This window comes from Micromonospora sp. NPDC048040 (assembly GCF_055587185.1).
Genome location: NZ_JBVJGT010000033.1, coordinates 3675 through 18107, shown reverse-complemented (window position 1 = coordinate 18107; position 14433 = coordinate 3675). Strand labels below are relative to the sequence as shown.

Below are 14433 nucleotides of genomic sequence, written 5' to 3'. Positions count from 1 at the left end.
CGAGGACGGGGCCACCCGGCATGTGCCGGGTGGCCCCGTCGTCGTACCCGTGGGCATGCGCGCGTGTCGCGCTGGTCAGGAGGTCCGTTCGCCGGCGGCGCCGGGCAGCGGTCCCGTCAGACCCTCCTGCCGGTGGCCCCGCCGCCGTGGCCGGGACCACCGGCGCATGACCGGCTGTTCGACGAGCGCGTAGAGGATGGACGCGAGGACCAGGCAGACCAGGTACGTGGAGATCAGGACGAGTATTCCGGTGCCGAGGTCGAACGTCTTGCGGGTGTACATGCCGACCACGCCGTTCTCTCCGCTGTACGCCGCGTGGACCATGAACATCACGGTGACGTGGATGACGAAGAAGGCGTACATCCGGTCGCCCAGCCAGACCATCAGCTTGCCGTTGGCCAGCGTCCGGTGGCCCCGCACGTCCGCGACCGCGAAGGCGGGGATCAGCAGGGCCATCGGGATGAGCGGTACGAAGGTGTAGCCGTAGAAGACCGGCACGTCGAGGGTTGCCAGGTAGAAGCCGATGGTCAGCAGCGAGGCCGGCAGCGCCCCCAGACCGATCCACCGGCCGGTCAGGACGATGCGGGCCATGATGATACCGACCACGAATTCCAGTGCCCGAGTCAGCGGGAAGTAGAAGCCGAACCAGTGCTGGGACCAGGAGACCTCGGGCGCCACGAGGGATGGCGGCTGGTCGGGCAGGAAGGCGTTGGCGACTACCGGAACCAGCGCTGACAGGGCGGTCACGCCCACGGCCCAGCCCCACAGGTGGTTCGGTCGGATCTTCTTGACCAGGACGTACAGCAGGGGGAACGCCGCGTAGGCCAGCACGTCGATGTTGGCCGACCACATCGGACCGTTGAGGTTGTTGAACAGGAAAGACTCGGACGGGAACCAGGCGCTGACGAGCAGCAGCCCGGCCAGGGCCTCCACCGCCTTGATCGGCACCCCGGTGGGGATCCACAGCGCGATGATGATGGCGTACACGACGACGTGGTTGGGGAAGAGTTTGAAGAACCGGCGACGCCAGAACTGCCGCGCGCTGTCCTTCGATGACGCCGTCCAGGTCACCACGAAGCCGGTGAGGACGAAGAAGAAGCTCAGGCCGAACATGCCGGCGTTGGCGCCGTAGCGGACGTACTCGACCATTACGGCAGGGTCGGTGAACAGGCCCAGGGCGAGCCCGTGCGTGATGAACACCGACAGGCCGGCGACTGCCCGCAGACCGGTCAGCGACGGCAGGCGGGAACGGGTGCCGGTCCCCGCGGGGGTTTCCGGCCCCGCTCCGGGCTGTGTGATCGTCATGGATGCACCTCCGGGTGCGGGTTGCCCGTCGGCGGTGCCGACAGGATCGGGCGAGGCGACAGGGGATGAGGATGCGAGCGGCGGTGGGCGCCGACCGGGCTGGTCGGCGCCCACCGGCACCGGTGCCGGGCGGGGCGGGCGTGGGGGCGAGGTGCCTCAGACGGCGGCTTGCGGTTGCGGCCGGGAGCCGCGCAGCACACGGAGGATCATGCTGGGGCGCATCAGCGCCTCGAGCGGATCGACCAGGCCGGCGGAGCGCATGAACTGCTCGGTGACGGCGGCGTCGCGGGTGGCGGCGATCTGGACGCGGTACATGTACGCCTGCATCAGCTTGAGCATCGGAGTCCGGTTGCCCTCGACGCCGGGGAAGCTCAGGTTGATCCCTTCGGTCATGTCCCAGGCGGGGTCGATGATCCGGCCGACCTCGCGCATGAAGTCCAGCGAGCTGGGTGGGGCCCCGAGGCGCAGCCGGTCCCGCAACGCCAGAGCCTGCAGGGCGGCGAGGCTCTGCGCCTGGGCGAAGACCGGATTCGGCGTGCACACCGCGTCGCCGAGCACGATCAGTCGCTCCGGGAACCGGGACATCCGGTCGTAGCGGCGCCGCAGCGTGGTCGGGAATCGGAACAGCACCGGGTCGTCGAGGGGCTCGGCTTCGATGATCGCCTCGTGGATCTCCTTCGCCGCCAACGTCTTGACGAACGCGTTGAAGCCGTCCGGGTCGGTCGGTGGGTGGTCGCCCAGGAGGCCGTAGGCGGTCAACTCCACCAGGCCGCTGTCGGTCTTGGTGAAGATGGCGCCGCGGGGCAGGGTCGGGTTCGCCACCGCGATGATCGAGTGGTCGGTGCCGAACGGGTCGGTACGCAGCCGGTAGTGCCGGGTCACGTAGCCCAGACCGATCTTCGTGCCCTCCTCCTCGACGCGCGGGTAGCCCAGGGCTTCCAGCCACACCGGCGTGCGGGAGCCGCGGCCGGTGGCGTCGACAACCAGATCCGCCTCCAGCGTCTCCTCCGCGCCGCCGTCACGCCGCTGGACCCGGGCCCCGGTCACCCGGGACCGGTCCGGGCTGGTGGAGAGGCCGGTGATGTCGTAGCGCTCCATGAAGGTCACGTTCCCGAGGGCCTGCACCCGCTCCCGGACGTGCGCCTCCATGATCGGCCGTCGCGCGCCCACATTGGTGAGGCCAGCGCGGACCTGCTTGAGGGGCTTGCCGTTGAAGTACCACCGCACCGTGCCGGACAGGTCGGTCTGCGGGCACCCGGCGCTGATCATCTGCGCGGTGATTTCGGGGAAGAGCTCCTCCATGGCGCGGGCGCCGCGGGCCAGCAGGCCGTTGATGTGCCGTGCCTGAGGCGCGCCCCGACGCGCCTCGCGCACGCCGAGGAGTTCGTCCCGGTCGACGACGACCACCTCGCGGTAGCTTTCCGACAGGGCGCTGGTGGCGAAGAGCGACGTGATGCTGCCCCCGAGCACCACGGCACGTTCTCCGACGAATTTGCTCATTGACATTCGTCTCCCTTGGGTAATGAACGATTGCGACACGTCGACGGGAAACCGTTTCGGCGTCCGAGCGGCGTCGAATCGCCATCCGGGCCGGCTCTGTGTGGGATCGTTTCAGTCAGGGCGTTCGGCGAGCATCTTCCTGACTGCCCTAGACACCCGGTGACCTGCTGCTCGTTGCGGGGCGAGCGGCCAGGGTCGAAAATGGTGGACGCGGCACGGAGAAGGGTGCCGGGCCGACGGAATTGCGCGCTATTTGGCGGTGCGCTGCCGCGGGTCGGAAACCGGGGCGTCCCGTTTCGCGCGCGCGGCGGCAGGCGTCGCGTCCGCGTCGGCGATGATGCCCCCCAGCCATGCCGCCGCCACCTCGAGGGGCCTGGTGTCCAGTCGGCAGGGGCGCCGCTGCGCGTCCTGCCGCCGCCCGACCAGACCCGCCCGTTCGAGCACGCGCAGGTGGCGACTGACTGCGGGCATGCTCATGGCGAACGGGGCGGCCAGCTCCGTGACGCTCGCCTCGCCGGACACGAGCCGGGCGAGGATCGCCCGCCGGGTCGGATCGGCCAGGGCGGCGAGGATTCGGCTGAGATCGTCTGATGCCACAGATGGTGACCTTCCGTCTCTGGGCCGGGCGGCCGAGCCGTATGCTGCTGCGCCCGGCCGCGGGCGGCGGACCGCGCCAGCGGGTCGCGTGGGCGCGGAGTGCCGGGCCGGCTGTTGATCATGAGGAGGCGGCCTCGGCGAGGTACCGCGCGATCCGCTCCGGCCGACCTGGCCGGGTTCGCATCCGGGCATGGCGGTCGTGCCCGCCCGCCGGAACGGTGGCGTCGATGCCCAGTTTCGCGGTCACCCCGCCGACGGCGGACGGGTCGAGGCTGCTGCCGGCGGCGCGGGGAATGACGACGACGTCCCGGTCCGCCTGCACCCGCGTCGCCAGGGCCCATCCCACCTGTTCGTCGTCGTGGATGTCCACGTCGTCGTCGACCACCACCGCGTACTTGACCGCGCTGGCCCCGCCGAGGGTGGCGAGCAGGACGTTCACGGCGGACGCGGCAGCGCCGCCGCGTACGGACACCACGGCGTGCAGTCGGCAGGAGCCGGCCTCCGGCAGCCGGACGGCCACCACGTCGGGGTGCGCCTGGCGCAGCATCCGCAGCAACGCCGCCTCGCGCGGTATCCCGCCGAGGAGGAAGTGCTCGCGGCCACCGGAGAGGATCGTCTGGAAGACGGCCGCGCCGCTGTGCCAGCCGGCGGTCAGCTCGATCACGGGCGCCGGAGCGGTGGGCCCGTACGTGCGGGGGAACTCGCCGAACGGCCCCTCCGGCGCGCGCACGCCGGCACGGAAGCGTCCCGCGAGGACGAATTCAGCGTCGGCCGGCACCGGCAGACCGCTGGTCGGGCAGGCGACGACCGGAAGCGGTGTCGTGCGTAGCGCGCTGGCCACCTCGAGGTCGTCCAAGGCGCGGTCCGCCGCCGGGGCCTGGCTGGCGAGGGCCAGCAGGGGATCGACGCCCACCACGATCGCCACGTCGAGGTCGAGCCCGCGGCGTTCCGTCGCGGTCAGGATCCGGCGCAGGCGTCCCGGCAGGACGAGTGTCCGGAGGGTCCGTTCGCCGACGGCCAGCATGCGGTTGATCGACAGGTTCGTCTTTCCGGTCGCCGGATCTCTGACGACGAGGATCGCCGAGGTCAGGTAGCGGCCACCGTCGTGTTCGTGCTGCACGGTGAGGGGAAGCCGGGACAGCAGCGCGTCGCCGTCGAAGCGGTGGGTGAGCACTGCCGCGGCGGTGTCGGGCACCGGCGCGCAGGGCCGTGGTGCGGTCAGTGCGTCGAGGTAGCGGGTGGTCGTCTCGTGGGGGAGGCAGTCCATCGCCTCGGCGAGGTCGGCACGGCTGCGGACGAGGTTTCCGGCGAGGGGGAACGAGGCACCGGCCACGTCGAGGAAGAGCACCGACCGCCGCCCGTCGAGGCGCTCCAACACGGCCGAGACCTCCTGGTCCGGGTCCACCAGCGACCGTACCCGGCCGAGGCGGCCGTTCGCATCGAGCTTCGTCAGCCATGACCGTAGGTTCTGCGCCGCGGGCCAGCCCGGTGGCGTACCGGTCGACGGGGCGGGGATGGTCACGGTCGGCCACCAGGAGCGTGGACGGTGAAGTGGATGTGCTTGAGCTCGGTGAACTGTTCCAGCCCGACGGTTCCGCGGGTGCGGCCGATTCCCGAGGACTTGAAGCCTCCGCTGGGTGTCTCCGGGTACGAGTGGTTGTACCCGTTGACCCAGACGGTGCCGGCCTCGAGGCGACGGGCGATGCGCCACGCGCGGTCGAGGTCCCTGGTCCACACGCTCATCGCGAGGCCGTACGGTGTGGCGTTGGCCCGCCGCACCGCCTCCGTCTCGTCGTCGAACGGCTCGACGGTCACCACCGGGGCGAACAGTTCCCGCTGGACGACCGGCGAGTCCGGTGTCGCCCCCGTGACGACGGCCGGCCGGACGAAGTGCCCCGCCAGAGCGTCGAGGTGGACGCGCTGGCCGCCGTGCACACCGTGCCGTGCGGCGGCGTCGGCCAGTGTCGCCGCCATTCGGTCTCCGGCGGCCGGGGACACCAGCGGACCCATCTCCGTCGCGGGGTCGCCCGGGTGACCGACGCGGACGCCGTCGAGACCGGCGGTGACGGCCTGCAGCACGTCCTGGTGGATCGGGCGGGCCACCAGGACGCGGGTGCAGGCCATGCACATCTGCCCGCAGGTCACCACGACCGCTTTGACGACTGCGGCGATCGCCGCCTCCAGATCGGCGTCGGCGCAGATGACGGTGGCCGCCTTCCCGCCGAGTTCGAGCAGGTGGCGCTTCATTCCGTCGCCTGCGGAGCGCAGGATCTCCGTACCGACCCGGGTCGAGCCGGTGAACGCGACTGCCCGCACCAGGGGGTGTGCGACGCTGGCCCGACCGACGGCGGGACCGCCGACGACGAGGTGCGCGACGTCGGCGGGGAGCCCGGCCTCGCGGCCGAGCGCCAGCACCCGGCCGGTGACGAGGCTGGTCTGCGGCGCCGGCTTGACCAGCGCGGTGACGCCGGCGGCCAGCGCCGGTGCCAGGTCCCGGATGAGCAGCAGCATCGGCCAGTTCCACGGCACGATGAACGTGGTCACCCCGACCGGTTCCCGGACGACGTGCGCGACCGTGCCGTCGGGCAGCGTGCCGGCGATGCCGCCGAGGTGTCGGGCGAGTCCGGCGTTGTAGGTCAACGCGTCGACGCAGGCACGGATCTCCTGATGGGCCTCGGACCTGGTCTTGCCTGTCTCGGTCACCAGCGCGTCGGCCAGTTCGGTCGCGTGCGCGGCGAGCGCCTCGCCCCACTGATGGAGTGTGGCGGCCCGGCGTCGTGCGTCGAGCGCCCACGGGCTGCGTAGCGCCCCGTGTGCCTGCGCCGCCGCCTCGTCCAGTTCGGCGCGGGTCGTGACCGCAAGCGGCGTCAGCGGCGCGAGGGTCGTCGGATCCACCGGTCGCACGTACGCGTCCGGCTCGGCGGGCGACGGAATGTCGGGGTTCACGAGAAGACCTGCCCGCCGTCGACGATGACGGTTTGTCCGGTCACGAACGCCGAGGCCGGCGAGGCCAGCCAGAGCAGCGGGCCGACGAGGTCGTTGGCCTGCATCTGTCTGGGCAGGGAGCGCGCCCGGGCCGACGCGGTGAGGTACGACTCGGTGTTCAGTGACCTGCTGGCGTCGTTGTCGACCAGGCCGGGGGCGATGGCGTTGACCCTGATGTGCTGTCCGCCGAGTTCCCGGGCCGCGGCACGGGTCAGCCCCTCCACCGCTGCCTTGGAGGCGACGTAGTGGGCGAATCCGACCGCGCCGATCCGCCCGACCACGGAGGACACGTTGACGATGCTGCCGCCGCCGAAATCCGTCATGGTCGGCGCCACGGCTCGGATTCCCAACCAGGTGCCCCGGACGTTGACCGCGAAGACGTCGTCCCAATCCTCGACGACGAGGTCGGTCAGAGGGCGCTTCTCGCCGATCTTCCGATAGACGGCCGCGTTGTTGACGAGCACGTCCAGGGCGCCGAATTCGGCGACGGTCCGTTCCACCACGAGCCGCCAGTCGGACTCGGAGGCGACGTCGGCGGGGGCGAAGACCGCGCGGCCGGGACCGTCGCGCGTCGCGGCCCGGGTCATGGCGAGCGCCTGCCGGGCGGACCGCAGCAGGTCGACGGCCACGACGTTCGCGCCGGTCGCGGTGAACGCCCGCACGTACGCGCTGCCGATCTCGGCGGCCGCGCCGGTCACGATCACCGTGCGGCCGGCGAGGCCGGCGAGGGACGCCGCGCGCATCGGGAGGACACTCATCGTGCTGGCACCTCCGGTCCTTTGGATGGGTGCGGGCCCGACGCGGTGTCGGCGAGGGCGTCGTACCCGCCGTCGGTGAGCTGCCGACGCAGGATCTTGCCGACCGGGGAGCGCGGAATCCGGTCCACGGCGACAACTCGCTTGGGGCGCTTCAGCGACGGCAAGCCTGATGAGGTCCGGATGAAGTGCTGGACCTCCCGGACGGCTTTCTCGGGGTCGAGCCCATCCCGGGGTACGACGAATGCCGTCACCGCCTGTCCCCACCGCTCGTCGGGCAGCCCCACCACGACGTTGTCGCCGATGGCAGGGGAGGCGGCCAGCGCGGCCTCGATGTCGGCGGGGTAGATGTTCTCGCCACCCGAGATGATCATGTCGTCGACGCGGCCCTGGTACCACAGGTTTCCCTGCTCGTCGCGGATCGCCAGGTCGCCGGTGTGGTACCACCCGTTGCGGATCGCCGCCTCGTCGGCGTCGCCCCGTGCCCAGTAGCCCGAGAAGGCCTCCGGGGAGTCCATGGACGCGATGACCTGCCCCGGCTCGCCCGGAGCCACCACGTCCTCGGCGTCGGCACCGGCCCGGTTGGCGATGACACGCACGCGGGAGAACATCCCGGCGCGGCCCGCGCTGCCCGGCCGCGCCGCCACATCGGGCTCGACCGTGAACGTGTAGATCTCGGTGCTGCCGTAGTGGTTGACGAACGTGCGCGGACGGACCGTGCCGGCCAGGCGGCGCGCGAGGTCAGGGGCCATGGGCGCCCCCGCGTACCCGAGCCGCCGCAGTGACGTCAGCTCGTGCATCCGACCGGTGTTGAGCAGCGACCAGTAGATGGTGGGCACCAGGTACAGCGAGGTGACGCCCTCACGCACGACGAGTTCCGACGACTCGTCGGCGTCGAACCGGCGTTGCGGTACCCAGGTGCCGCCGACCAGGAGGCTGGCGAGGAGGGTGCGGACACCCATCGTGTGGAACAGCGGCATCACTCCGAGCGTGACGTCGCCGCTGCGGTGCCCCGACTGCAGCACGTGCGCCACGGTGGCCGCGTGCTCGGCGGCGTGCGTACGGGGAACCCCCTTGGGCCGTCCCGTCGTGCCCGAGGTGTAGAGCAGCACGCTCAGGTCACCGGAGTCGACGGTGACGGGTATCGGGCCGTCCGGCTGCGCCCCGACGAGCGGAGCCAACGCGGTCTCGCCGGCGGGCGCGTCCCGCGGGTCACCGACGTACACCCGCCTCGGCGCGTCGGGCAGGGCGACCGGGGCGGCCCGGGACTGACCGGAGGTGGTGGCGTCGGTGACGATCAGCACGGGAGCGCAGTCCTGCAGGCAGTGCCCGATCTCCGCGGGGCCGAACCGCGTCGACAGGGGCACCGCCACCGCCCCCAGCTTCTGCACCGCCAGGTAGAGACTGGCCAGTTCCGTGCCGTTGGCCAGGTGGAGCACGACGCGGTCGGCGCGCCGGACGCCGAGGTCCGCCAGCGTGCGGGCGAGCTGGTTGGTGTACGCGTCCCACTGGCGGAACGTCAGCGGCCGCCGTCCACCCACCGCCCGCTGTTCGGGGTGGCGTGCCGCGCCCCACGCCAACATCCGACCGATGTCCATGCGGTCACCCGAGATTCTCGACGGCCTGGCGGATCCGGCTCAGGCCCTCCTCGAGGACGTCGTCCGGGACGGCGTACGTGATGCGTACGTGCCCCTCGCCCCGGTCGCCGAACGCCGTGCCCGCGACCACTCCCACCGAGTACCGGTCGATCAGGTGGTCGGTGAACTGTTGGGCGGTCATTCCGGTGCCACGGATGTCCGGGAAGACGTAGAAGGAGCCGTCGGGGGCCGTGCAGTTGATGCCGGGCATCGCGTCGAGCGCCGCGACCGTCCGGTCGCGCTTGGCCCGCAGGCGGTCGCGGGTGGCGATGACGTGGTCCTGCGGCCCGGTGAGTGCCGCGAGGGCGGCGATCTGGACGAACGCGGGTACGTTGGTCACCGAGTTCTGCTGGAAGATGTCCATGGCGGTGATCAGGTCCCGGTTCGCCACGCACCAGCCGATCCGGAAGCCGGTCATGATGTAGCTCTTGCTGAACGTGTCCACCAGGAGCGTCCGCTCCGCCATGCCGTCGACGGCGGCGATGGTGCGATGTTCGGCGGGCGGGTAGACCATGTGGCTGAAGATCTCGTCCGAGATCACCATGACGTCGTGCCGCTGACACAGCGCGCTGATCTCCGCCAACCGGTCGACGGTCATCCCGTTGGGTCGCTGCGGGGTGTTGATGATCAGAACCTTGGTGCGGCCGTTCATCAGGCGGGCCAGTTGATCGATGTCGAAGTGGAAGTCCGGTTCGACCAGCGGGGCGTAGACCACCCGCCCGCCGGCATAGGTGATCCAGAACTCGTCCGGCGGATAGCCGGGGTTGGGGAAGATGACCTCGTCGCCGTTGTCGACCAGCGTGAGCAGGCTCTGCGTCAGCGCGTGCTTGGCACCCATGGTGACCAGGACCTCCTCGCGGGCGGTCGGGCGTCCCCGACGCGTCGCCTCCTCCGCGATCGCGTCCCGCAGTTCCGGTAGGCCGGGACCGGGCACGTAGCGCACGTGCCCGTCGTGCACCGCCTTGGCGCAGGCCTCGAGGATGTGTGGTGCCGGGCGGAACTCCTCGCCCTGGAAGTCGCCCTTTTCCAGGTGGATGACCCGGTTCCCGGTTTCCCGTTCGAGTTGCTCGGCCCGGCGCATCGACGCCCATTGCTTCGGCAGGACGAAATGGCTCGTCCGGCTCGAGAGGGGGCTTCTCGCGGTCCGCGCAGGGATGTTCGGCGTGGTCACCGGTAATCACACTCCTCGTGTTCGACAGGGGGAGGGCGCCCATCGGCTGGGCCGATGACGCCGCGGCTCACGATTCCAACTGCCGCCGTACGCCGGCATCTCTGTGCGTGCGCTCGTCGTCGCTGGCTGTCGCGGTGTCGTGTCGGCGGTCCGGACGTCTCGGGGTCCGACGCCGGCGGACCGCGATCGTTCCCGCGGCCCCGCTGAAGTCCCAGGTGACCGGCCTGCGCCGCATTCCAGGAGATGCGCGGGCCGTCGGCCTGGTGCCACGGTCATGGTCGGCATCGACGGGTTCGTTGCTGTCGGAGCGTCGTTCCGGGGCGTGTGACGAGTGACCGCCGGGCCGTGCTCCGGGTGAGCTGATCGGCGCCACTGACGAGGAGAGGGACAAGTGCAGCCATTCCAGATCAACATCCGGCAGACCGAACTCGACGACCTGCGCCGTCGCCTGGCACAGACCCGGTGGTCGCCGGACCTTCCGGAGACGGGCTGGGCGCGCGGCGTGCCGTTGGCGTACCTCAAGGAACTGGTCGCCCACTGGCTGACCAGTTACGACTGGCGCCAGGCCGAGTCGCGGCTCAACCGCCTGCCGCAGTTCACCACGTCCATCGACGGCACCACCGTGCACTTCATGCACGTACGTTCGCCCGAGCCGGACGCACTGCCGTTGATCATGACTCACGGGTGGCCCGGTTCGGTGGCGGAGTTCCTCGACGTGGTGGGCCCGCTGACCAATCCCGCCGCGTACGGCGGCGACCGGTCCGACGCGTTCCACCTGGTCATTCCGTCGATTCCCGGCTTCGGCTTCTCCGGCCCGCTGCCCGCGGCCGGGTGGACCGTCGACCGCATCGCGGCGGCGTGGGTTGAGCTCATGCGTCGCCTCGGCTACGAGCGCTACGGCGCCCAGGGCGGAGACTTCGGTTCACCGATCTCCCTCGCGGTGGGTCGACTCGACCCCGAGCACGTCGTCGGCGTGCACAGCAACATGCTCACCGTGTTCCCCTCCGGTGATCCGGCAGAACTGGACGGCCTCAGCGAGCAGGACATGGCCCGGTTGGGCCGGCTGGCGCGCTTCGACGCCGACGGCTCCGGATACCGAAAGCTGCTCTCGACCCGTCCGCAGACGGTCTCCTACGCCCTGAACGACTCGCCGGCCGGCCAACTGGCCTGGATCGTCGAGCGGTTCAAGGAGTGGACCGACGCCGAGCTGCCCGACGACGTGATCGACCGTGACCTGCTGCTGACCAACGTGATGATCTACTGGCTGACCAACACGGCGGGATCGTCGGCCCAGTTGTACTGCGAGATCACCGAGCAGCAGCGCAAGGCGACCGAGGACCCGAACGGGGACATGCTGGCCGGCTACCGCGAGCAGCCGCTGACGGTGCCGCTCGGCGTGGCCGTCTTCCCGGAGGACTGCATCGTCCCGATCCGTCGCTTCGCCGACCGGGACTTCTCCACCATCACGCACTGGACCGAGTTCGACCGGGGCGGGCACTTCCCGGCGATGGAGGTGCCGGAGCTGCTGGTCGGCGATGTCCGGACCTTCTTCCGGTCGCTGCGGACCGCAGCCTGACCGGCGGTGTGCTGCTACCGGCCGCCCCGCGCGGAGCGACGTCATCCGTCCGACCGCACGTACACGTCCATGTCCGAAAGGCGATACCGATCGATGGAGGGACAGCAAGGTGACGACAGTTGACATGGGACCCCGGGCGGGCCGCCGCGAATGGCTCGCGCTCGCCGTGCTGTGCCTGCCCACCCTGCTCACCACGGTGGACATCAGCGTCCTGATCCTCGCCCTGCCCCGGCTCGCCACCGATCTCGGGGCCAACAGCACCCAGCAGTTGTGGGTGACCGACATCTACGGATTCATGATCGCCGGATTCCTGGTCCTCATGGGGACCCTCGGCGACCGGACCGGCCACCGCAACGTGCTGCTCGGTGGCGCCGCCGGCTTCATGGTCGCATCACTGCTCGCGGCCTATTCGACCTCGATCGAGATGCTCCTGGTCTCCCGCGCCCTGCTCGGGATCGCGGCGGCGACGGTGATGCCCTCCGTGCTCGCCCTGATCAGTCAGCTCTTTCCGAACCCGATGCAGATGGGCGCCGCGATGGGCATCTGGGGGACCTCCATCATGCTCGGCGTGATCCTCGGCCCGGTGGTCGGTGGCCTCCTGCTCGACTCGTTCTGGTGGGGCTCGATCTTCCTGATGGGCGTTCCCGTCATGGCGCTGCTGCTGGTGGTCGGACCAGGGCTGCTGCCGGGCGCCCGCAACCCGCACCCCGGGCGACTCGATCCGCTCAGCGCGGTGCTCTCGCTCGCCGCGCTCCTGCCGGTCGTCTACGGGCTCAAGGAGATCGCACGGGCCGGTTGGCAGCCGACGCCCATCGGCGCCGTCATCGTCGGGCTCGCCTTCGCGCTGATGTTCGTCGCCCGCCAGCGGCATCTCACCCACCCGATGCTGGACCTCGGGCTCTTCCGCAACCCGGTAGTGAGCACGATCGTGCTGCTCGGCCTCGCGTTCGGCTTCATCACCGCGGGGGCCGGCCTCGTGTCGACCCTCTACATGCAGCTGGTGGAGGGAATGTCTCCACTCAAGGTCGCGCTCTGGATGCTGATTCCGGCCGGCGCGATGATCGTCGGCGGCAACATCGGACCGGCCGTCGCCCGTACCGTGCGGCCGGCCTACGTCCTCGCGGCCGGGATGGTCCTCGCGGCGGTCGGTGCCCTGGTCATCACCCAGGTCAGCGTTTCCGGCGGCCTGGCGACCCTGATCGTCGGCCTGGTCATCATGTACGTGGGTGGCAGCCCGAGCGCCACGCTGGCCAACGCCGTGCTGATGGGCGCGACGCCACCGGAGAAGGCGGGAGCCGCCGGCTCGTTGTCCTCCACGGGCGGGGAACTCGGGGTGGCGCTCGGCGTCGCGATCCTCGGCAGCGTCGCCGGGGCTGTCTACGGTTCCGCGGTCGAGGTGCCGTCGGCCGTGCCGCCCGAGGCCGCCATGGCCGCGGGGGAGAGCATCGTCGGTGCCGCGGCCGTCGCGGACACCCTGCCGCAACCTGTCGCGGCGGAACTGCTCGACTCCGCCCGGGAGGCGTTCACGCAGGCGCTGCACGGCGCCAGCCTGATCAACCTCGTCCTCTTCCTCGCGGTCGCGGCGCTCCTCGTCGTCCGGCTCCGGGCCGTGCCGCCCACCGGCGCGGGGCATCCCGGCATGCCCCCGGAGGCCGGACAGACCGTTCAGTGATCCCGTCGTGCGGACCGTCGGTGGTCCGCCCAGCGCCCGACCGCAACCGGGCGTCCCTGGTCCCTCATCTCCCAAGAAGGAAGGCGTCATGCCCCGTCGAAGAATCCGCACCGTCGCCGTGGCGGCGGCGGCCGCGCTGGCTGCGCTCGCGCTCGTCGTCGCCCTCACCCCGAATCCCGTCTCGGCCCGCGGTCCGCGGGTGGCGGTCTGTGTCGCACCGACCGTGAAGAGTGGCGTCGAGTTCAACGCCACGGTGCCGAAGAAGGCCGCCGACGTCCTCGTCCGCCGCACCGCCTCGTACCTCGGGGTCTGCGCCTCCTATGGGCAGTCGTCGAGGATGGGGAACGGCACGATCCGTGCGTTCTCGCAGTCCCGCAACGGGGTGCCGCACACCATCGGCCTGGTCATGGGCGTGAACGCGCTCGACGGTCTGCCGAGCCACCCGCCGACAGCGGGCCTGTGGTGCTACGACGTCAACGGCGACGGCGTGACCGACCAGCACACGGAGTGCACGGGCGGGTACGAGCATCCGCTGCGACTCAGCGACGAGTTCCGCTCGCGGGTGAACACACCGTTCCAGTACGTCCTGATGAACTGGAACCCGGCCGGCCATCTGCCCGAACACATCTACGACCGCCCGCACTTCGACGTGCACTTCTACATGAACTCCAACGAGGAGCGGCTGGCCATCCGCCCGGGGCCGTGCGGGATGCTCGTCAACTGCGACGACTGGGAGGTGGGTCGCCAGCCCGTCCCCGCGAAGTACATGCCTGCCGACTACAGCGACTTCGGGGCCGTCGAGCCGGGTATGGGCAACCACCTGATCGACCTGAACGGGCCTGAGCTGAACGGCCAGCCCTTCACGCACACCTTCATCTACGGCTCCTACGCGGGACGCCTGACGTTCTACGAGCCCATGGTCACCCAGGACTGGTACCAGAAGCTCGCCTCGGGCGCCGTGTCGGACGGCTGCTTCCCGATCAAGCAGCCGCAGGCGTGGCAGACGGCCGGCTGGTACCCGACCAAGTACTGCCTGCGCCACCGCGAGAACAGGTCCGAGATCGTCACCACGCTGGAGGGTTTCGTCCTGCGGTCGGCGGGATAGCCGTTCGCCCACGGGGTGGGGGGGGGGGGGGGGGGGGGGGGAAAAAAACCCCCCCCCCCCCCCCCACCACACCCCCCCCCCCCCCCCCAACACCCCCCCCCCCCCCCACCACTGGGATCTCCCCCTCCGC

At 70.9% G+C, this 14433-nt stretch carries 11 protein-coding genes; 3 read left to right on the top strand and 8 right to left on the bottom strand.

Going from position 1 to position 14433, the window contains the following annotated elements; translation table 11 throughout:
- Window positions 1-75 precede the first annotated feature (75 nt).
- From ACZ6O2_RS25045 to ACZ6O2_RS25010, 8 genes are all read right to left on the bottom strand, one after another.
- On the bottom strand, window positions 76-1305 hold the full coding sequence (locus tag ACZ6O2_RS25045; RefSeq protein ID WP_466024511.1) for an acyltransferase family protein: 1230 nt from the start codon (window positions 1303-1305) through the stop codon (window positions 76-78).
- Window positions 1306-1461: 156 nt separating this feature from the next.
- A complete protein-coding gene (locus tag ACZ6O2_RS25040; RefSeq protein WP_466024510.1) occupies window positions 1462-2805 on the bottom strand; it encodes an FAD-dependent oxidoreductase in 1344 nt (447 codons plus the stop codon).
- Window positions 2806-3054: 249 nt separating this feature from the next.
- The gene (locus ACZ6O2_RS25035) at window positions 3055-3402 is read right to left on the bottom strand and encodes an ArsR/SmtB family transcription factor (RefSeq protein ID WP_350710440.1); all 348 of its coding nucleotides are present in this window, start codon (window positions 3400-3402) and stop codon (window positions 3055-3057) included.
- A gap of 118 nt (window positions 3403-3520) precedes the next feature.
- Entirely contained in the window at window positions 3521-4924 is a 1404-nt protein-coding gene (locus ACZ6O2_RS25030) for a UbiD family decarboxylase (protein ID WP_350710438.1), read from the bottom strand.
- On the bottom strand, window positions 4921-6348 hold the full coding sequence (locus ACZ6O2_RS25025; protein WP_466024509.1) for an aldehyde dehydrogenase family protein: 1428 nt from the start codon (window positions 6346-6348) through the stop codon (window positions 4921-4923). The genes ACZ6O2_RS25030 and ACZ6O2_RS25025 overlap by 4 nt, the downstream gene beginning before the upstream one ends.
- Complete coding sequence (locus ACZ6O2_RS25020) at window positions 6345-7145, bottom strand: SDR family NAD(P)-dependent oxidoreductase (protein ID WP_466024508.1); 801 nt, start codon at window positions 7143-7145, stop codon at window positions 6345-6347. Before ACZ6O2_RS25020 ends, ACZ6O2_RS25025 begins: the two co-directional genes overlap by 4 nt.
- On the bottom strand, window positions 7142-8740 hold the full coding sequence (locus tag ACZ6O2_RS25015; protein WP_466024507.1) for a class I adenylate-forming enzyme family protein: 1599 nt from the start codon (window positions 8738-8740) through the stop codon (window positions 7142-7144). The genes ACZ6O2_RS25020 and ACZ6O2_RS25015 overlap by 4 nt, the downstream gene beginning before the upstream one ends.
- A 4-nt stretch (window positions 8741-8744) precedes the next feature.
- On the bottom strand, window positions 8745-9860 hold the full coding sequence (locus ACZ6O2_RS25010; protein WP_466024506.1) for a pyridoxal phosphate-dependent aminotransferase: 1116 nt from the start codon (window positions 9858-9860) through the stop codon (window positions 8745-8747).
- Window positions 9861-10341: 481 nt separating this feature from the next.
- On the opposite strand from ACZ6O2_RS25010, the gene ACZ6O2_RS25005 reads away from it, so the two are divergent.
- From ACZ6O2_RS25005 to ACZ6O2_RS24995, 3 genes are all read left to right on the top strand, one after another.
- On the top strand, window positions 10342-11526 hold the full coding sequence (locus ACZ6O2_RS25005; RefSeq protein WP_350710428.1) for an epoxide hydrolase family protein: 1185 nt from the start codon (window positions 10342-10344) through the stop codon (window positions 11524-11526).
- A 109-nt stretch (window positions 11527-11635) separates the two neighbouring features.
- Complete coding sequence (locus ACZ6O2_RS25000) at window positions 11636-13198, top strand: MFS transporter (protein WP_350710426.1); 1563 nt, start codon at window positions 11636-11638, stop codon at window positions 13196-13198.
- A gap of 88 nt (window positions 13199-13286) precedes the next feature.
- Window positions 13287-14303, top strand: coding sequence for a hypothetical protein (locus ACZ6O2_RS24995; protein WP_466024505.1), 1017 nt, complete (start codon window positions 13287-13289; stop codon window positions 14301-14303).
- Window positions 14304-14433 lie beyond the last annotated feature (130 nt).

Bases quoted from the DNA above. Each gene is read 5' to 3' on its own strand.
- ACZ6O2_RS25045 (WP_466024511.1), bottom strand. From the start codon at position 1,305: ATGACGATCACACAGCCCGGAGCGGGGCCGGAAACCCCCGCGGGGACC.
- ACZ6O2_RS24995 (WP_466024505.1), top strand. From the start codon at position 13,287: ATGCCCCGTCGAAGAATCCGCACCGTCGCCGTGGCGGCGGCGGCCGCG.
- ACZ6O2_RS25040 (WP_466024510.1), bottom strand. From the start codon at position 2,805: ATGAGCAAATTCGTCGGAGAACGTGCCGTGGTGCTCGGGGGCAGCATC.
- ACZ6O2_RS25015 (WP_466024507.1), bottom strand. From the start codon at position 8,740: ATGGACATCGGTCGGATGTTGGCGTGGGGCGCGGCACGCCACCCCGAA.
- ACZ6O2_RS25010 (WP_466024506.1), bottom strand. From the start codon at position 9,860: ATGCGCCGGGCCGAGCAACTCGAACGGGAAACCGGGAACCGGGTCATC.
- ACZ6O2_RS25020 (WP_466024508.1), bottom strand. From the start codon at position 7,145: ATGAGTGTCCTCCCGATGCGCGCGGCGTCCCTCGCCGGCCTCGCCGGC.